Source organism: uncultured Flavobacterium sp. (assembly GCF_951805225.1).
In the GTDB taxonomy this organism is placed as follows: Bacteria; Bacteroidota; Bacteroidia; order Flavobacteriales; family Flavobacteriaceae; genus Flavobacterium.
This window is the reverse complement of the sequence record NZ_OX638201.1, coordinates 5,461,759-5,480,048: the sequence shown is the minus strand read 5'-3', so window position 1 is coordinate 5,480,048 and position 18,290 is coordinate 5,461,759. Positions and strand designations below refer to the sequence as shown.

Below are 18,290 nucleotides of genomic sequence, written 5' to 3'. Positions count from 1 at the left end.
TAAGTTTATCCCATAAAAAAAGCCTCTCGATTGAGAGGCTTTTTTTTGTTGGTCTACAAGGACTCGAACCTTGAAAGACTGCACCAAAAACAGTTGTGTTACCATTACACCATAGACCAATAAAAATACTTATACAGACTGCAAATTTACAGCTTTTTTAGTTAAAACACCACTTTTGAGATAAAAAAGCCTCTCGTTTGAGAGGCTTTTTATGTTGGTCTACAAGGACTCGAACCTTGAAAGACTGCACCAAAAACAGTTGTGTTACCATTACACCATAGACCAGCGTTGCTGTTAAGCGAGTGCAAATTTAGAGCTTTTTTTAGTTTGCGCAAACTTTTTAATAAAAAAAACTCGTTTTTTTTTCATTTTTTTTCTTTCAAACTCGTAATGTTCACGCAACCATTTAACAAACAATACATTAATACAATGAAATACTTTTATAGAATTTTATGTTAATGCTCTTCTCTTTAAACAAAAAAACATTTTCTTTGTAGGATAGAAAACATACATAAATATAACACCTAAATATGGCACAATTCAATTTCAATAAATGGAATACAATTATTGGTTGGTTTGCATTTGCAATCGCTTTAACTACTTATACACTAACTGTTGAACCCACCATGAGCTTTTGGGATTGTGGCGAATATATTGCAACAGCAGCTAAACTAGAAGTTGGTCACCCTCCAGGGGCGCCTTTATTCCAGATGATGGGTGCTTTTTTTGCTATGTTTGCTATCGACGCTCAACATGTTGCTGTGATGGTAAACATGATGTCTGTTTTTTCAAGCGCATTCACGATTCTATTTATGTTCTGGTCTTCGTCAATGATTTTGAAAAAAATCGTTGCTCGTTTTGCTGAGATTGATCAAAACAATTCAATTGTTATATTAGGAAGCTCTTTTGTTGGAGCTCTTGCTTACACTTTCTCTGACAGTTTCTGGTTCAATGCCGTTGAAGCCGAAGTTTACGCAATGGCATCTCTATTAATTGCATTACTTTTTTGGCTCGGATTACGTTGGGAACAAGACATGGACAAACCAAAAGGAAACAAATGGCTATTAATCATCTCTCTTGTTGTCGGACTTTCATTTGGTGTTCACTTCATGGCACTTTTGACTATTCCTGCAATTGGTTTTCTTTACTATTTCAAACACTACGAAAAAGTTACTATAAAAAACTTCATTATTGCTAATGCTGTAGTAATTGCAATTCTGTTATTTATTTTCAAGCTTTTATTACCATTAACAATGGCTTTTTTTGGTAAAACTGAGATTTTCATGGTAAACGACATGGGATTACCTTTTAACTCAGGAACCATATTTGTTGCTTTATTATTTATTGCTTTCTTTTATTTCGGCCTTAAATACACCAAACAAAAAGGATTAGTTTTCTACAACACTATTATTCTTTGTATTCTATTTATTCTTATTGGCTTCTCAACCTGGATTATGTTACCGGTTCGTGCTAACGCCAATACTGTAATTAACGAAAACAAACCATCTGATGCTACAGAAGTTTTAGCATATTATAATCGTGAACAATATGGTGTAAACCCATTATTTTACGGACCTCAATACACAGAACTTTTTGCTGGACTGGATGCAAAAACTCCTTACTTAGACAAAAAACCTAACTACGAAAGAGATTATAAAACTGGTAAATATATCATTACCAACAATTATAAAAACGCAGAGCAAAATTCTGATGACAATCAGAAAACGATTTTGCCAAGAATGTGGAGCACCGAAACCGGACACATCCAAAATTATATCAGCTTTACAAATCCTCCTGCTTTCAAAATAGATCCAAATCATAGCTATGATGAAGATTTAGCAAAATACGGTATTGATGCCAGCCAATTAAGCGAAGAAGAATACAACAAAGCTACTGCACAATTGCGTAATGAAGTTGAAAAAACAGTTTCTGAATTCAGAAAAGCTTACGCTCAAAAACAAATCGACAACGAAGGTTACGTTAAATTCTTAAATAGCTATGGCGAATATCTAATCATAGAAAAACCAACAGCTGTAGACAATTTCAGTTTTATGTTCGAATATCAATTTGGATATATGTATTGGAGATATTTGATGTGGAATTTTGTTGGTCGTCAAAGTGATGTTCAGGGAAAATATGATAATCTTGACGGAAACTGGATCAGCGGAATCAAAGCGCTTGACTCATTACACTTGGGATCTCAAGACAACTTACCAACTGATGTTTTAAACAACAAAGGACGTAACGTTTACTTTTTCTTACCATTTATCTTAGGTCTTATTGGAATAATGTACCATGCAAATAAAGATCTTAAAAGTTTTTATGTTCTTCTGGCATTATTCTTATTTACCGGAATTGCATTAAAAATATACTTAAACGAGCGACCTTTTGAACCTCGTGAAAGAGATTATGCACTTGTAGGATCCTTCTATGTCTTTGCAATCTGGATTGGTTTTGGAGTTTATTCTCTATATGAAAGTATACAAAAATATATTGCTCCCAAAATTGCAGGACCAGTTATTATTGCAGCAACTTTCTTAGCAGCTCCAGTTTTAATGGCGTCTCAAAACTGGGATGATCATGACAGATCAGAAAGATACACTGCGGTTGCAATGGCAAAAGCTTATTTGAATTCCTGTGATAAAGATGCTATTTTATTTACTATTGGAGATAATGACACTTTCCCGCTCTGGTATGCGCAAGAAATTGAACACATCAGAACTGATGTAAAAATCGTAAATACAAGTTTATTTATGACGGATTGGTATATTGATCAAATGAAAGCGAAATCATACGAATCTGATCCATTGCCAATATCATTTACACATGATGAATATGTTGGAGATAAACTAGACTATGTTGCATACATTCAAAAAGTTGAAACTCGTTGGGATATCAAAGATTTAATGTCTTTCATCAAAAACCCTAAATCTACTGTTGGATTACAAAACGGACAAACAATTCACTTTTATCCAACAAATAAAATAAGATTGAGTGTTGACAAAAATACGATCATTAAAAACAAAGTTGTAGATCCAAAATACAATGATTCTATTGTACCTTATATCGATATTGATATCAAAGGAAGAGCGTTATACAAAAACCGTTTAATGATGTTGGACATTCTCGCTAACAACAATTGGAAAAGACCAATTTACTTTAGTGGAGGAGCTTTTGATGATGAAGATTATCTTTGGCTAAAAAACTATTTACAATTAGACGGAATGGTTTACAAATTGGTTCCTATTAAAAATGTTCCTTCAAAAGATGGCGGACCAATGGATATGGGACAAATTGATGCCGATAAAATGTACGATATTGTAATGAAATGGGATTGGGGGAACAGCAATGGTAATATTTATCATGATCCTGAAACCAGAAGAAATAGTATAACGTATCGCACGAATCTATCGCGTTTAATGGATCAACTTATCGAAGAAGGTAAAATTGACAAAGCTAAAAATGTTATCAACTTAGCAATAACAAAAATGCCATTGGACAAATATGGTTATTATTCTCTTGTTGAGCCTTTTACTAATGGATATTATAAAGTTGGAGAAACTGCAAAAGCACATGATCTGCTTAATAAATTAGTTCAAAAATACAAAGAGAACTTAAACTATTATGCGACTCTAACTCCTGGCGACCAAACAGATTTAGCAATGGACATCATTACTGATATCGAGCGTTACAGAAGCTTATTGGAAGTTATGAAGAAAAACAACGACAAAGCATTCTACGAAAAACACAAAGTAACTTTTAATACTTATGTAAACGTGTTTGAACGTTTTGGTCGTGAAAAAGAATAATATACGAAAAATATACTAATTAAAAAAATGCAGCACTGTTTGATAAATAGCGCTGCATTTTTTAAATTTACATATCACTAAATCCTTCCAAAATGAGCTTTTACTGGGTAAAAACAAATTCATTCATAAAAAGGGTATTTTCTAAATATTGTTGGGACATTCCAAACAAAGAAAAGAAAATATACCTCACGTTTGATGATGGCCCAACTCCAGAGGTTACAGATTGGGTTTTGTCTGAATTGAAAAAGTTTGATGCAAAAGCTACTTTTTTCTGTATAGGAAAAAACATTAAAGCCAATTTGTCTTTATTTGAAAAACTACTAACAGACGGGCATGCAATAGGAAATCACACTATGAACCATGTTAATGGCTGGAAAAGTCATACTGATGATTACATTGAGAATGTAAAAAACTGTGCTGCTGTTTTAGAAGAAGAAAAAACATGCAATCTAATATTTCGTCCTCCTTACGGGAAGATTAAAAAAGCGCAATCTAAAATTCTAAGAAATCTAGGCTACAAAATAATTATGTGGGATGTTTTGAGCGCCGATTTTGACCAAAGCATTACTCCTGAAAAATGTCTTGAAAACGTTACTAAAAACGTAAAATCAGGAAGTGTAATTGTATTTCATGACAGCATAAAAGCATCGCAGAATTTAAAATTTGCGCTACCTAAAACCTTACATTTTTTAAAGGAAAATGGGTATAAATTTGATATTATTCACTAAATAATATCAACTAAAAAGTAGTATTCTATAAGTTAAATTGTTCCTGGACAATTCCAATAATTGTATTTGCATCAAGTTCTCCGGATTGTCTCCAAATCATTTGCCCTTCTTTATAAATCATTAAAGTAGGAAGTCCTTTTATACGCAGCGCTTCTGCCAATTCCTGATTTTTATCCACATCAATTTTAATCACCTTAGCTTTATCGCCAAGCGCAGCCGCAACATCCTTAATAACAGGATGCATAGACACAGATGATTCGTTCCAATCCGTGTAAAAATCAATTAACACTGGAACTTGAGCATTTATAAGTTCTCCAAATTTTGACATAAAACCAAAAATTTAATTCTTTATTATTCTGTTAAAAAGAGATAATTATATACAAATGTAGCATTTTTAACGAATTAAGCCACATTGTTCCCTTTTTTTAGTTCAATCACAGTTATTTCAGGCATAATACCTACTCTACCCGGATAAGCATGAAAACCAAAACCTCGGTTTACATAAACATATCTTCCTACATTTTCATATAGTCCAGCCCATTGTTTATAGATGTATTGCGCCAGACTCCATTTAAAATATCCCGGAATTTCAATTCCAAATTGCATGCCATGCGTATGTCCTGCCAATGTTAAATGAAAGTTTTTTGGGTGATTTTTAATTTCATATTCCCAATGACTTGGATCATGACTCATTAATACCTTAAAATCATCCTGATGCACATTTTGAGATGCTTTATTTAAATCTCCTGCTTTCTTGAAATTCTGTCCCCAATTCTCTACTCCAATTAATGCAATTTTGTCATCTCCTTTTTGAATATAAGTATGTTCATTCAACAAAAGATTAAATCCTATTTGACCGTAAAGACTTTTAATTTCTTTGAAGTTTTCGTCTTTTGCTTTTTCAGAAGGCCACGTAACATATTCTCCGTAATCGTGATTTCCTAAAACTGAAAACTTCCCATATTTATAATCCTTTATTCTCTTAAAAGTATCCAACCACGGATGCATTTCTTTGGCATGAGTATTTACAATGTCACCAGTAAATAAAATCATATCTGCCTCTTGTTCATTAATCAAATCAATGGCATAATTTATTTTTTCAGGATTATCGAAACTTCCGCTGTGAACATCTGAAATCTGAGTAATTCTAAAACCGTCAAAAGCATCTGGCAAATCAGGAAAGAAAACCGTTTGTTTGATGACTTTAAAATTGTATTTTCCTTCAAATATTCCGTAAATTAAGGATAAAAAAGGAACCGCCGCCAAACCTAAAGCAATCTGACTAACAAACTTTCGCCTATCCGGCATCATTTCTTTTCTTGGAGCATTATAGATGAAATAGTTTAAAATACTTGCTCCTATTCTAAAAATATCTTCTCCGAATAAAATAAGTGTCATTACAATTTTAGGCACATAAACTAACAGCATTAATCCTGTAGTAAACATAAATTGTTTAGTTTGCCCAACAGAACGATCAACTTGCGAAAAAGAGTAAATGATAAAAATTAAAAGTAGTAAACTTATAATTTGATAGCTAACCAAAACCCATCTTAATTTGATTAAAGTACGAAAGGCTTGATAAGAATAGAACTCAATAAACAAAAAAAGAGCGCAGAGAATTACAAAACGAATTATCATTAGTTATAGTTTTAAGCAAAGTAACAAATAATGAAAATTTTATAGCTTTTTATTATCAAAAATTTAACTCAATAAATGTAAAAAGCTGATAGATTACTCTACCAGCTTTTTCTCTACCAAATTTTTCAAAACCTTTAATAATCCACAACAGGTTTACAGGGTAAACCAACGTTGTTTTATTTTTGAGCTTTTGCAGCTTCTGGCTTAGCAGCTTCTGCTTTTTTAGCTTTTTTATCAGCTTTTTTGTCTTTTTTAGGAGCTTTAGCTTCTTTTGCCGGAGTTGTTTGAGCTGGAGTTGTTTGAGCGCTTACCATTGCAGTTGTTCCTAAAACAGCTACTGCTAACATTACTAATTTTTTCATGATTTGAAGTTTTATGATTGTTATTATTTCATTTATTATACCTCAAAGATATAATCAGTAAATGAAGATTAAATGAAGATTGAACCAACCATAAAAAATTAACTTTTAATTGTGTTTTAACGCTTCCGGAAGCAACAACATAAAGGTAGTTTCTTCATTTATTTGCGAAGTAACTTTGATTTCAATATGATGAAAAGACGCAATACTCTCAGCAATAGCAAGCCCTAAACCCTGACCATCCTGATCTGAACTAATTCTGGCAAATCTGTTGAATATGTTTTCCAGCTGAGAAGAAGTCATTCCAATTCCTGAATCGGTTATGGAAATAAAATATCGATGTTCCAGGAAACCATCTTCAACTACAATACTTCCTTTTGGTTTATTATATTTTATAGCATTGGTCACCAAATTATAAATCAGAATATGAATTAAGGTTTTATTTCCTGTAAAGATATAATCATGCTGCATCTGGTTTAGAAACTGTATTTCACGATCCTCAATTCGATCTAATAAATCTTCCTGCAGATCTGAAATTATTTCATGAAAATTAATTTCTTCGTTTGCTTCATACTGATTATTTTCAATTCGGGAAATCAGCAATAAGTTATTGATGATTTTTTTCAGCATATCCAATGTTCTTAGAGAACCTGCAATTTTATCCACAGCATTATCATCTAGAGAACTATTTTGGAGTAAATTCTCAAACTTATTTTTAAGTAGCGCAATTGGCGTAAGAAGCTCATGAGAAACATTCGAAATAAATTGTTTTTCTTTTTTAAAAAGCTCCGTAATACGATCCATCATTTGATTTAAAACAAAATCCAGTTCTCTAAAATCTCTTGAAGTCGCTTTTATTGGTGTATGATCAAAAGATTCCGGTTCATTTACACGCCTTATTTTTGTATCGATAATTTTATAAAAAGGCTTCAATAAAAATTCAATATAAAAAGTATCTGCCAAAAAAGTAATCAACAGAATGACAACAAAAACAATGATAATAAAAAACCGAATAATAAAAGTAAGATCATTTACTTCACTAAGACTACTTCCTATTTCGAGTTGATATCCTTGATTTTCATACGTAAAATGATACTGTAGAATCCTGTATTCATTTTCTTCGCCTTCAATAATTCTGAAATCATTACTAAAAACCGCTTTCTTTTGATTTGGTTTTATCGGAGATCTCGAAAGCACTAAAAACTCACTGTGAAGCGTAGAAAACTGAGAATAAGTCTCAGTTGAATCGTCTGGATTTTCGATAAAATCATCAATTTCATTTTTGTCCAAATGTTCGATAAACTTATGTTTCTTTTCCAGCAATCCATTATTGATGTGTCTATAAACCACATTTTCTACCAAAATAGGCAACATTAACCATAAAATTAAAATAACCAACAATCGCGTCAGAGCATTAAAAATGGCTAATTGATGTTTTATTTTCACAGTTCTTTATTTATTCATTAATACGATATCCAACATTTCTCACGGTCTCAAACCAATCAATTGCGGTATGTTTATCCAATTTTTTTCTCAGATTCCGAACGTGAACATCTATAAAATTAGAATCTGAATTTACCTCCAGAATATCTCCCCAAATATGTTCTGTTAATTGTAATCTCGTAATTACTCTGTTTTTATTCAAAACCAAATATTGAAAAATATCAAACTCTTTTTTGGTAAGATTTATTGGAATTTCATCATAACTCACTTTATAATCCTGAAGTTGCAGTAAAAATCCATGAATGCTTAAATTATTCAAAGTAAATCCATGAATCCTGCGAATTACAGCAAATAATCGTGCACTAAGTTCTGTCAATGCAAATGGTTTTGTCAAATAATCATCTGCTCCCAAATGCAAACCATTTATTCTGTCGTCTAATTCTCCTCGAGCTGTCAGAACAATTACTGCCATTTTTGATTTGGTTTTACGAACCGTTTTCAAAACCTCAAAACCATCTCCATCAGGCAAACCAAGATCCAACAACATTGCATCATAATCGTTACTACTAACTTCGTCAAGAGCATCACTGCAATTATGCGCTATCTTGCACACATAACCTACGTTGCACAAAAAATCGTAAACCTCGACAGCGAGTTCTTTATTATCTTCAACAATCAAAATATTCATAAAAACAGCTTTTAAGCGCAACTAAATTTAAGTAATTATAAAAGGCCGTGTTACGCATTATTAAAAAATTAACGAATCAAAAAAAAGCTGATAAATTTCTTTATCAGCTTTTCTCAACCGCATTCTCCATAATCATTACTTCTGTTTTGCCTCCTTTACAATTCTTCGAAAGCAAAACAAAAACAATTTCTATTATTTCATATTAGTTGCATCTGCTTTTGGAGCCTCACTTTTTGCTGATTTTGCTTTTTTATCAGTATTGTGTTTGTGATGCTTTGTTGCTTTAACCTCTTTTGCAGGAGCTGCCTGAGTTGGAGTTGTTTGTGCGCTAACCATTGCACTTGTTCCTAAAACTGCCACGAGTAACATAACTAGATTTTTCATAACTTTTAAATTTAAATTAATTGCCTTTTATTTTTTTAATGCTCTTTTGTTCTATTTTTATTTTTTTGCTTTAGTAGCTTCTGCTTTTGGAGCTACACTTTTTTCTGATTTTGCTTTTTTCTCAGATTTTTTTTTCGGCTCTTTTGTAGCTTTAACTTCTTTTGCAGGAGTTGCTTTTACTTCTTTAGCATGAACTGGTTTAGCACCTTTTGCAGGAAATGCATTTACCATAACACTTGTTCCTAAAACTGCCACTAGTAACATCAATAAATTTCTCATGATTTCTAAATTTTTATATTAATACCTTTTATTTTACAGATCAAATTTACCCCTGTAATATGAAGACAAAATGAAGAAAACCCCGCATCTAAATATTTTAACTTGACATTAACTATTTAAGGGTTTTTCTACCATGTAGAGACGCACAGCAGTGCGTTTTTTTTATAGAATACAAACAAATTAATTTAAAATCTTATCATAATAAAATCCTTCTAAACCATAGACGCACTGCTGTGCGCCTCTACTAAAATGAACTTATGTAACTTATATGGTTCAAAACAAATTAAATTTTCAGAACCGAATAGTTTTTAAAACCCAATTGATTATTTTTACAGACTAATATTTTTTTTTATGTCAACTCAAAAACGTCTTTTTCTTCTCGATGCTTACGCTTTAATTTTTCGTGGTTATTATGCCTTCATAAAAAATCCGCGAATTAACTCTAAAGGAATGGATACATCAGCGATCATGGGTTTCATGAATTCACTTTTGGATGTTATTAAACGTGAAAAACCAGATCATTTGGCAGTAGCTTTTGATAAAGGCGGAAGTCAATTGCGTAACGAATTATTCCCTGAATACAAGGCAAATCGTGACGTTACACCAGAAGCTATCAAAATTGCTGTTCCTTATATATGTGAATTATTAAAAGCAATGCACATTCCGATTATTGAAGTTGCCGGTTTTGAGGCCGACGATTTGATTGGAACAATTGCAAAGCAAGCCGAAAAAGAAAATTACAAAGTTTTCATGGTAACTCCCGATAAGGATTTTGCACAGTTAGTTTCTGAGAATATCTTTATGTACAAACCGGCTCGTATGGGTAACGGAATCGAAATTTGGGGTGTTCCTGAAGTTTTGGCAAAATTCGAAATCGATCGTCCGGAGCAAGTAATTGATTTTCTTGGAATGATGGGTGACGCTGCCGATAATATTCCGGGACTTCCGGGAGTTGGTGAAGTAACCGCCAAAAAACTTCTGAAAGAATACGGAACCATGGAAAACCTTTTAGCAAATACTGATAAGCTAAAAGGAAAAATGAAAGAGAATATCGAAGCCAATAAAGAGAAAGGATTATTGTCTAAAAAACTAGCAACTATCTTATTGGATTGTCCGGTAACTTTTGATGAAAACGACTACGAATTAACACGTCCTGATATCGAAAAAACAGATGCTATTTTCCAAGAATTAGAATTCAGAAGAATGGCAGAACAATTTGATAATCTATTTAAAGTTGGCGGAGGAAATGAATTAGCAGCTTCGGCTCCTGCTTCAGATCCTAAATTATATAAAAAACCACAACCTAAAAATGAAGATCAATTTGACCTTTTTGGAGGTGGTTCTGCAGAAGAAGATCCAGAAACTGCAAGAACTTCATTTTATAATACTTTAGAAAATACACCACATTCTTACCAAGCTATTCAAGGCGATTTAGGAATAAAATTGCTTTTACAGAATCTACAAAACCAAACTTCTGTTTGTTTTGATACTGAAACAACTGGTTTAGATGCTTTACATGCTGAATTAGTAGGAATGTCTTTCTCTTATGAAAAAGGAAAAGCATTTTACGTTCCGTTTCCGGAAAATCAAGAAGAAGCTCAGGTTTTAGTAGACAAATTCAAACCATTTTTTGAAAATGATAATATCGAAAAAATTGGTCAGAATTTAAAATACGATTTAAAAATCCTTTCTAATTATGGTGTTACTGTAAAAGGAAAACTTTTTGACACGATGATTGCGCATTATTTGATTAATCCGGATATGCGTCATAATATGGATATTTTAGCCGAAACCTATTTAAAATATTCTCCAAAATCAATTGAAACATTAATTGGTAAAAAAGGAAAAAATCAAATCACGATGCGCGATGTAGTTCTTGAAGATATCAAAGAATACGCCGCTGAAGATGCCGATGTAACTTTACAATTAAAAGAAATTTTCACAACCGAATTAGACAAAACAGAAACCAAAAAGTTATTTGACGACATCGAAATCCCGTTAGTAAGTGTTTTGGCAGCAATGGAAACCGAAGGAATTCGTCTTGACGTTGATTTTCTAAAAGCGATGTCTAAAGAAATGGATGTTGAAATTAAATCTTTGGAACAAAAAATATACGAAACTGCCGGCGAGAAATTCAACCTTGCTTCTCCAAAACAATTAGGTGATATTCTTTTTGATAAAATGAAAATTGGCGGCGCAAAACAAAAGAAAACCAAAACCGGTCAATATGCGACTGGCGAAGAAGTTTTGACATACTTAGCCAATGATAATCCAATTGTAAAAGAAATTCTGGATTGGCGTCAAATGGTAAAATTACAAAGTACTTATATCTTGGCTTTGCCGGAACAAGTTGACAAGAAAACTTTACGCGTTCATACAGATTACATGCAAACTGTTGCTGCAACTGGACGTTTGAGTTCTAATAATCCTAACTTGCAAAACATTCCAATTCGTACAGAAAGAGGTCGTCAGATTCGTAAAGCTTTTGTTGCACGCGATGAAAACCATACTTTAATCTCTGCCGATTACTCGCAAATAGAATTAAGAATTATTGCCGCTTTAAGCGGAGAAGAAAATATGATTGCCGCTTTCCAGAACGGAGAAGACATTCACAAAGCTACAGCTGCAAAAGTATTTGATGTTCCTTTAGACGAAGTTTCCCGCGAACAAAGAAGCAATGCCAAAACGGTAAACTTTGGTATTATATATGGTGTTTCTGCTTTTGGTTTAAGCAATCAAACTTCATTGTCTCGCAGCGAAAGCGCTGCTTTGATCGAAGCTTATTACAAAACATATCCAAGACTTAGATCTTATATTAATGAGCAAATTGAGTTTGCACGCGAAAAAGGATATGTACAAACAATTCTGGGACGTCGTCGTTATTTAAAAGATATCAACTCGGCAAATGCTGTAGTTAGAAGTGCTGCTGAACGAAATGCAGTTAACGCGCCAATTCAGGGAAGTGCTGCCGATGTGATTAAAATCGCGATGATCAACATTCATAAAAAATTAAAAGAAGAAAACTGGAAATCTAAAATGTTACTTCAGGTTCATGATGAGCTTGTGTTTGATGTGCATAATGATGAACTGGAAAAAATTCAACCAATGATTAAACACGAAATGGAAAATGCTTTTACAATGGCCGTTCCTTTAGAAGTTGAACTTGGCTTAGGTAAAGACTGGTTAGCGGCGCATTAATAATTTTAGATTTTAGAGTGTTAATTTTAGATTTATAAACAAACTAAATTGTGGCTTTTAATGAGGAAAAGAAAAATCTTAATTAAGATATTTTTTATTTTAATGATATTAGGAATTCCCGAATTTGGTAATGCTCAAATAAATGATGAAAATATTAGATTAAAAGTTCTTCATAAAAATGTTGTCGGAAAAGAATTTGTTTTTGGAAAATGGAATGAGAAAGGCGGAACAGAAACCTCTTTAACCTATCTAGGAAGCTTAAAAACAGACAAAGGAAAAACTTATAAAATTATGAAGTATGTCTGGACTTGGGGTTTATCATACAGGTCTACTAGCAGAATTTTAATATTCAATAGTAAAAATCAATATTTAGGAAATTATTATATTTCAACAGAGAGTGATTTACCAAAAGAAATTAAAAATGGTATTTTAGTTTTTAATAATACCGATTCTGAGTGTGATAAAAAGATTTTTTCAAAAGTAAGTTTCAAAAATGGGCTGCCTAAAAAAATCTTTGTAGAATGTAAAAATGGCTACGGAAGTTCATATGAATTTGATGGAACCAATTAAAAAATCATAAAAAAAATCCATTCGTTATTGCGAATGGATTTTTTGTTTAATCTTATTTTTTTCTTGTCGATTCTCGTTCTTTCAATTTTGTTTTGATAACAATAGTTTCGTAATCAGAAGTTTCTTCTTCAGATTCTTCTAAACGTTTGATTAATTGTTTAGCAGCAACTTCTCCAATTTCGATTCCGTGTTGACTTACAGTTGTCAAACTTGGCGATAAACGTCTTGAAGCTAAAATTCCGTCAGCAAAACCAATTATCGAAATATCTTCAGGAACTTTATATCCTTTTTTCAAACTTACGCGTAAAGCAGCAACCGAATCATTTTCGTCTAAAGCAAAAATCGCATCAATTTTATTGTCGAAAATTACATCAATTTTAGCTTTCATATCATCTTCTGAATCGGTACGAAGAATAATTTTTTCGTTTACCGGAATATTATTATCAGCTAAAGCTTTCAAATATCCATCAGCTCTTAATTTTCCAACACTTAAATTATCTACAGAAGAAATCAAAGCAATATTTTTACATCCTAAATCAATTAAATGCTGTGTTGAATTTAAAGCAGAATCAAAATCATCTACTACAACTTTATCGCATTCTACTTCATCAGCAATACGATCAAACATTACGATTGGCGTTCCATCATTAATAATTGCAGAAAAATGGCTGTAATCTTGTAATTTTTGAGCTTCTTCAGAAACCGAAAGAATAAATCCGTCAATTGTTCCGTTGCTCAACATTTCAAGTGTATGAATTTCTTTTTCTAAAGATTCATTCGAAATACAAGTAATTACATTATATCCTTTTTTATCGGCTACTTTTTCGATACCACTAAAAACCTTAGCAAAAAAGGAGTTTAATATATTAGGTATAATTACACCAATTGTTTTCGTCTTACGATTCTTTAAATTAAGACCAATAACATTAGGTTTATAATTTTTGAGTTTGGCATACTCCTTAATCTTCACCTTCGTTTGCTCACTAATTTCCGGGCTATCGTTTAATGCCTTAGATACCGTCGAAACAGAAACACCTAGTTCTTTCGCAATTTGCTTTAGAGTTGCTTTAGCTTTCATTTAATAATAATTTTTATGTAATTAATACAAATATAGTAGAATTACCTAAAATAAAACAAAAAACACCTACCAGTATTTGAATTCATAAGGTCTTTTTAAAATAAAATCAAAATAGTGCGATTTCTACTTCATATAGTATTCTCTTAAATATTCATAAAAAAGACTGAATTCGAAATTATATTATATAAAAGACCTCATATAGCTATATTAATTTTAAAGAAATTACTTACCTTTACTTTTCTTCCTGAAAAAAAATAAAAAATTACCTACAAAGGCTCAAGCCTTGACAATTAAGCTTTTTTATTAAAAAATATCTTTAATAAAATCCTCAAAACCAAATTATTAGCAGAATTTTACTTCGTTATTTTAATTAATTATGAAGTAATTACTTATCTTTAATTAGAAAAGCAAAAATAATCTTAAAAAAAAGCAAAAAACCAAAACCACTTCCTCCATAATCTCGTTTATATCTATTTACGGAATAATTATAATTACTATTAATAACACTTTAAAGAATTAAATTATGAAAAACGAAGTTAAAATTCATGAAGTTGACCGCTCATTGAATAATAGAAGGAGCTTCTTAAAGCTCAGCGGCTTGGCATTAGCAGGCGCAGGTTTGGTAATAGCCGGTTGTAGCAACAATGATGATAATGACAACGGACCGGAAGATACGTCGTTACCAGGAGTTAGAAATGGTATTTTTGATTTAGGCTCCGGAGATTTTGGAGTTTTAACTTATGCTTATGCTCTTGAACAACTAGAAGCCGATTTTTATACTAAAGTTGTAAATTCTTCAAGCTTTAACACCACTTTTAATGATATCGAACGTCAGGTTCTAACTGATTTGTATCACCACGAAGTAATCCACAGAGACTTTTTTAAAGCTGCTTTAACAGGAGCGCTTCCAAATCCAAGCGCACAATTACTTCCAACATTAGCTTTTAATTATGGCGCTCTGAACTTCAATAGCCGTACTGATGTTCTTGCAACAGCAAAAGCATTAGAAGATACTGGAGTTGCTGCTTATAATGGAGCTGGGAAACTAATTAAAAGTGCCGACTATCTTTTATTGGCAGGGAAAATTGTTTCAGTTGAAGCAAGACACGCTTCAGCAATACGAAGCTTAATCAATCCAAATTCAAGTGATTTTGCTGGTGATGATATCATAAATACTTCTACAGGTTTAGACGTTGCGAAAGATCCTTCTAAAATTTTACCAATTGCCGGAGGTTTTATTACTACAAAATTTACTGCCAAATATTTACCTTAATCCTAACTAGCTAAAACTTAGAAATTATGAATATTTTAAAATTTATAGAAACATTTACTGATGATAGCTTAATGAGAAGCACTGGATCAAGAAGAGACAGTTTTAATCAGTTTGGAAATATTGGAAAAACACTGGCAATCGCAGCGATCCCTTTTGGATTATCCACTTTCGCTAATAAAGCATTAGCAAAAGATATTACTGCAACACCGGCAACTCCTATTGGAGCTTTGCAATTTGCATTAACTTTAGAATATCTTGAAAACGAATTTTATGCAATGGCATTAGATTCTGGAGTAATTCCTGCATCAGAAAATGGAGGAAGAGATTTAAAAGTTTTTCAACAAATAGCTGCACACGAATCTGATCACGTTAAATTTTTAATTGCAGGTTTAGGTGGAACTATGAGTGCAAACTTTGTCGCAAAACCAACATTTGATTTTACTGTTGGCGGTGCATTTGATCCTTTTGGAGATTACCCAACCTTTCTGGCATTGGCGCAAGCATTTGAAGATACAGGTGTAAGAGCATATAAAGGTCAGGCTGCAAATTTAATTTCGGCACCGGACTTATTAACTGCTGCATTACAAATTCATTCAGTAGAAGCACGTCATGCATCTGAAGTTCGACGCTTACGCGGATTAAAAGGATGGATTTCTAATGATGAAAGAGGCGCAGGAATGCCATCTGCAACGCAAGCCGTTTATAATGGCGAAGGAGTTACTCTTCAGGCAGGATTTAATACTGCGACAGCATTTGGAGCTTCTGCAGGATCAGAAGCTTATGATGAGCCACTTACAACACAACAAGTTGTAGATATTGCAAATTTATTTATTGTTTAAACAAAAACAATTCTAAATATTGAACCACCTTCGCGTTATTGTGAAGGTGGTTTTTTTTTATTGTTTTAAATATAAAACTGATGCCTTGATTTTCAGCATATAAAATATTCTTTTCAGGTATTTGGTTTTAAAATAATTAATTGTACTTTTGCATCCCCTTTATTGGGGATGGAATGTTTAATTAAAATAATATTATGGACGCATTAAGCTACAAGACAATTTCAGCTAGCAAAGCCACTGTAACAAAAGAGTGGATTGTTGTTGATGCAGAAGGTCATAACTTAGGTCGTCTTGCTTCAAAGGTTGCGATGATCTTAAGAGGTAAGTACAAGCCAAGTTACACACCACACGTTGACTGTGGAGATAACGTAATTGTTATCAACTCAGAAAAAATTAACCTTACAGGTACAAAAATGAATGACAAAATTTACATGCGTCATACAGGTTACCCAGGAGGACAAAGAACTTTAACTGCTAAAGTATTGCAATCTAAAAACCCTGCATTATTAGTAGAGAAAGCTGTAAAAGGAATGTTACCTAAAAACAAATTAGGAGCTGAACTTTTTAGAAATCTAAATGTTGTTGTAGGTGCTGAGCATACTCACGGAGCTCAAAAACCTAGAACTGTTAACCTAAACGATCTTAAGTAATGGGAGTTATTCACAAAATCGGTAGAAGAAAAACCGCTGTTGCACGTGTATATGTTTCTGAAGGAACAGGTAAAATCACTGTAAACAAAAAAGAATTCGCAACTTACTTTCCAACTGCAACTTTACAATACAAAGTTTTACAACCATTGTCTATGACAGAAAATGTAAACAACTTTGATGTAAAAGTAAACGTTTACGGAGGTGGTTCAACTGGACAGGCAGAAGCTGTAAGAATGGCATTAGCACGCGTTATGTGTGAAGTAAATGCTGAAAACAGAGGAATCCTTAAACCAGAAGGTTTATTAACAAGAGATCCAAGAATGGTTGAACGTAAGAAATTCGGTCAGAAGAAAGCTCGTAAGAGATTCCAATTCTCTAAACGTTAATATTACCTGTCTTGTGCAAATGGTGCAAGACACTATCAATTATTTATTGAAATTAAAAAACACAGTTGTTGTTGCTCTCCTATCGAGGTAGGATATAGTTTAGCATCTAAATGTATAAAGCCAGGAATCCAAAAGAAACCGCCATTTATACATTGCTAATCAACAGAACGTAAACTAGTACAAAAATGGCAAACAAAATAGAAGTAAAAGACTTACTAGAAGCAGGTGTTCACTTTGGACACATGACTAGAAAATGGGATCCAAACATGGCCCCTTACATTTATATGGAGCGTAATGGTATTCACATTATCAATCTATATAAAACTGCAGCAAAAATCGAAGAAGCTAACGAAGCTTTGAAAAAAATCGCTGCATCAGGTAGAAAAATCTTATTCGTAGCTACCAAAAAACAAGCTAAAGACATCGTTGCTGATAAAGCAAAAGCTGCAAACATGCCTTACATCACTGAAAGATGGCCTGGTGGAATGCTAACTAACTTTGTAACTATCAGAAAGGCAGTTAAAAAAATGTCTTCTATTGATAAAATGAAGAAAGATGGTACTTTCATGACGTTATCTAAAAAAGAGCGTTTGCAAGTTGATCGTCTACGTGCTAAATTAGAGAAAAACTTAGGTTCAATTGCTGATATGTCTAGACTACCTGCAGCATTGTTCGTAGTAGATATCAAAGCTGAACACATCGCAATAAAAGAAGCACAAAAATTAAACATTCCAGTTTTCGCAATGGTTGATACGAATTCTGACCCAAGAGAGGTTGATTACGTTATTCCTGCAAATGATGATGCTTCTAAATCAATTGACAAAATTTTATCTTTAGTAACTGCTGCTGTAATCGAAGGTCTTTCTGACAGAGGTTCTGACAAAGAAGCTGAAGTTTTCACAGAAGAAGCTCCTGCTGCTGAAGCTGCTGCTCCTGCTGTTGAAGCTGCTCCTGCAACTGAAGAATAA

General features: G+C 32.8%; 17 protein-coding genes and 2 tRNA genes. 9 read left to right on the top strand and 10 right to left on the bottom strand.

The features are described from left to right. Window positions 1-48: 48 nt before the first annotated feature. Both WN975_RS22865 and WN975_RS22860 read right to left on the bottom strand, forming a co-directional pair. Window positions 49-119, bottom strand: a tRNA-Gln gene (locus WN975_RS22865). A gap of 95 nt (window positions 120-214) precedes the next feature. Next, window positions 215-285, bottom strand: a tRNA-Gln gene (locus WN975_RS22860). Between the two features lie 245 nt (window positions 286-530). On the opposite strand from WN975_RS22860, the gene WN975_RS22855 reads away from it, so the two are divergent. Both WN975_RS22855 and WN975_RS22850 read left to right on the top strand, forming a co-directional pair. Then, window positions 531-3,809, top strand: a complete 3,279-nt coding sequence (locus WN975_RS22855) for a DUF2723 domain-containing protein (RefSeq protein WP_337968489.1) — start codon at window positions 531-533, stop codon at window positions 3,807-3,809. A 92-nt stretch (window positions 3,810-3,901) separates the two neighbouring features. Further along, on the top strand, window positions 3,902-4,537 hold the full coding sequence (locus WN975_RS22850) for a polysaccharide deacetylase family protein (RefSeq protein ID WP_337968488.1): 636 nt from the start codon (window positions 3,902-3,904) through the stop codon (window positions 4,535-4,537). 25 nt (window positions 4,538-4,562) lie between these two features. Here the strand turns inward: WN975_RS22850 and WN975_RS22845 are convergent, their stop codons facing one another. The 7 genes from WN975_RS22845 to WN975_RS22815 all read right to left on the bottom strand — a co-directional run bounded on the left by WN975_RS22845 (window position 4,563) and on the right by WN975_RS22815 (window position 9,328). Then, window positions 4,563-4,865, bottom strand: coding sequence for a thioredoxin family protein (locus WN975_RS22845; protein ID WP_068844990.1), 303 nt, complete (start codon window positions 4,863-4,865; stop codon window positions 4,563-4,565). A 74-nt stretch (window positions 4,866-4,939) separates the two neighbouring features. Next, window positions 4,940-6,175: a metallophosphoesterase gene (locus WN975_RS22840; protein WP_337968487.1), complete on the bottom strand. Its 1,236-nt coding sequence runs from the start codon at window positions 6,173-6,175 to the stop codon at window positions 4,940-4,942. Between the two features lie 176 nt (window positions 6,176-6,351). Then, window positions 6,352-6,537 (bottom strand): hypothetical protein, encoded by a 186-nt coding sequence (locus tag WN975_RS22835; protein WP_089353114.1) that lies wholly within the window; start codon window positions 6,535-6,537, stop codon window positions 6,352-6,354. A 105-nt stretch (window positions 6,538-6,642) separates the two neighbouring features. Continuing rightward, on the bottom strand, window positions 6,643-7,980 hold the full coding sequence (locus tag WN975_RS22830; RefSeq protein ID WP_337968486.1) for a HAMP domain-containing sensor histidine kinase: 1,338 nt from the start codon (window positions 7,978-7,980) through the stop codon (window positions 6,643-6,645). Between the two features lie 10 nt (window positions 7,981-7,990). Beyond that, window positions 7,991-8,665, bottom strand: a complete 675-nt coding sequence (locus WN975_RS22825; RefSeq protein ID WP_337968485.1) for a response regulator transcription factor — start codon at window positions 8,663-8,665, stop codon at window positions 7,991-7,993. 192 nt (window positions 8,666-8,857) lie between these two features. Then, window positions 8,858-9,049: a hypothetical protein gene (locus WN975_RS22820; RefSeq protein WP_099710723.1), complete on the bottom strand. Its 192-nt coding sequence runs from the start codon at window positions 9,047-9,049 to the stop codon at window positions 8,858-8,860. A gap of 57 nt (window positions 9,050-9,106) precedes the next feature. Further along, the gene (locus WN975_RS22815; protein WP_337968484.1) at window positions 9,107-9,328 is read right to left on the bottom strand and encodes a hypothetical protein; all 222 of its coding nucleotides are present in this window, start codon (window positions 9,326-9,328) and stop codon (window positions 9,107-9,109) included. 351 nt (window positions 9,329-9,679) lie between these two features. Between WN975_RS22815 and polA the strand changes: the two genes are divergently transcribed. Next, complete coding sequence (polA, locus tag WN975_RS22810; protein WP_337968483.1) at window positions 9,680-12,526, top strand: DNA polymerase I; 2,847 nt, start codon at window positions 9,680-9,682, stop codon at window positions 12,524-12,526. Window positions 12,527-12,586: 60 nt separating this feature from the next. Then, window positions 12,587-13,096, top strand: coding sequence for a hypothetical protein (locus tag WN975_RS22805; RefSeq protein WP_263762728.1), 510 nt, complete (start codon window positions 12,587-12,589; stop codon window positions 13,094-13,096). Window positions 13,097-13,148: 52 nt separating this feature from the next. On the opposite strand, the gene WN975_RS22800 is transcribed toward WN975_RS22805, so the two are convergent. Then, window positions 13,149-14,174, bottom strand: a complete 1,026-nt coding sequence (locus WN975_RS22800; protein WP_337968482.1) for a LacI family DNA-binding transcriptional regulator — start codon at window positions 14,172-14,174, stop codon at window positions 13,149-13,151. Window positions 14,175-14,697: 523 nt separating this feature from the next. Here WN975_RS22800 and WN975_RS22795 point away from each other — a divergent pair. The 5 genes from WN975_RS22795 to rpsB all read left to right on the top strand — a co-directional run bounded on the left by WN975_RS22795 (window position 14,698) and on the right by rpsB (window position 18,290). Continuing rightward, window positions 14,698-15,447, top strand: coding sequence for a ferritin-like domain-containing protein (locus WN975_RS22795; RefSeq protein ID WP_337968481.1), 750 nt, complete (start codon window positions 14,698-14,700; stop codon window positions 15,445-15,447). Between the two features lie 26 nt (window positions 15,448-15,473). Continuing rightward, on the top strand, window positions 15,474-16,286 hold the full coding sequence (locus tag WN975_RS22790; protein ID WP_337968480.1) for a ferritin-like domain-containing protein: 813 nt from the start codon (window positions 15,474-15,476) through the stop codon (window positions 16,284-16,286). 194 nt (window positions 16,287-16,480) lie between these two features. Next, on the top strand, window positions 16,481-16,936 hold the full coding sequence (gene rplM / locus WN975_RS22785) for a 50S ribosomal protein L13 (protein ID WP_026983738.1): 456 nt from the start codon (window positions 16,481-16,483) through the stop codon (window positions 16,934-16,936). Continuing rightward, window positions 16,936-17,322, top strand: coding sequence for a 30S ribosomal protein S9 (rpsI, locus tag WN975_RS22780; RefSeq protein WP_099710716.1), 387 nt, complete (start codon window positions 16,936-16,938; stop codon window positions 17,320-17,322). The genes rplM and rpsI overlap by 1 nt, the downstream gene beginning before the upstream one ends. Before the next feature lie 185 nt (window positions 17,323-17,507). Next, the gene (rpsB, locus tag WN975_RS22775; protein WP_121326891.1) at window positions 17,508-18,290 is read left to right on the top strand and encodes a 30S ribosomal protein S2; all 783 of its coding nucleotides are present in this window, start codon (window positions 17,508-17,510) and stop codon (window positions 18,288-18,290) included.

Coding starts and splice junctions, on each gene's coding strand:
- WN975_RS22800 (WP_337968482.1), bottom strand. CDS start 14,174: ATGAAAGCTAAAGCAACTCTAAAGCAAATTGCGAAAGAACTAGGTGTT.
- WN975_RS22845 (WP_068844990.1), bottom strand. CDS start 4,865: ATGTCAAAATTTGGAGAACTTATAAATGCTCAAGTTCCAGTGTTAATT.
- polA (WP_337968483.1), top strand. CDS start 9,680: ATGTCAACTCAAAAACGTCTTTTTCTTCTCGATGCTTACGCTTTAATT.
- WN975_RS22790 (WP_337968480.1), top strand. CDS start 15,474: ATGAATATTTTAAAATTTATAGAAACATTTACTGATGATAGCTTAATG.
- WN975_RS22835 (WP_089353114.1), bottom strand. CDS start 6,537: ATGAAAAAATTAGTAATGTTAGCAGTAGCTGTTTTAGGAACAACTGCA.
- WN975_RS22855 (WP_337968489.1), top strand. CDS start 531: ATGGCACAATTCAATTTCAATAAATGGAATACAATTATTGGTTGGTTT.
- rplM (WP_026983738.1), top strand. CDS start 16,481: ATGGACGCATTAAGCTACAAGACAATTTCAGCTAGCAAAGCCACTGTA.
- WN975_RS22815 (WP_337968484.1), bottom strand. CDS start 9,328: ATGAGAAATTTATTGATGTTACTAGTGGCAGTTTTAGGAACAAGTGTT.
- WN975_RS22850 (WP_337968488.1), top strand. CDS start 3,902: ATGAGCTTTTACTGGGTAAAAACAAATTCATTCATAAAAAGGGTATTT.
- rpsI (WP_099710716.1), top strand. CDS start 16,936: ATGGGAGTTATTCACAAAATCGGTAGAAGAAAAACCGCTGTTGCACGT.
- WN975_RS22825 (WP_337968485.1), bottom strand. CDS start 8,665: ATGAATATTTTGATTGTTGAAGATAATAAAGAACTCGCTGTCGAGGTT.
- WN975_RS22805 (WP_263762728.1), top strand. CDS start 12,587: ATGAGGAAAAGAAAAATCTTAATTAAGATATTTTTTATTTTAATGATA.
- rpsB (WP_121326891.1), top strand. CDS start 17,508: ATGGCAAACAAAATAGAAGTAAAAGACTTACTAGAAGCAGGTGTTCAC.
- WN975_RS22820 (WP_099710723.1), bottom strand. CDS start 9,049: ATGAAAAATCTAGTTATGTTACTCGTGGCAGTTTTAGGAACAAGTGCA.
- WN975_RS22840 (WP_337968487.1), bottom strand. CDS start 6,175: ATGATAATTCGTTTTGTAATTCTCTGCGCTCTTTTTTTGTTTATTGAG.
- WN975_RS22795 (WP_337968481.1), top strand. CDS start 14,698: ATGAAAAACGAAGTTAAAATTCATGAAGTTGACCGCTCATTGAATAAT.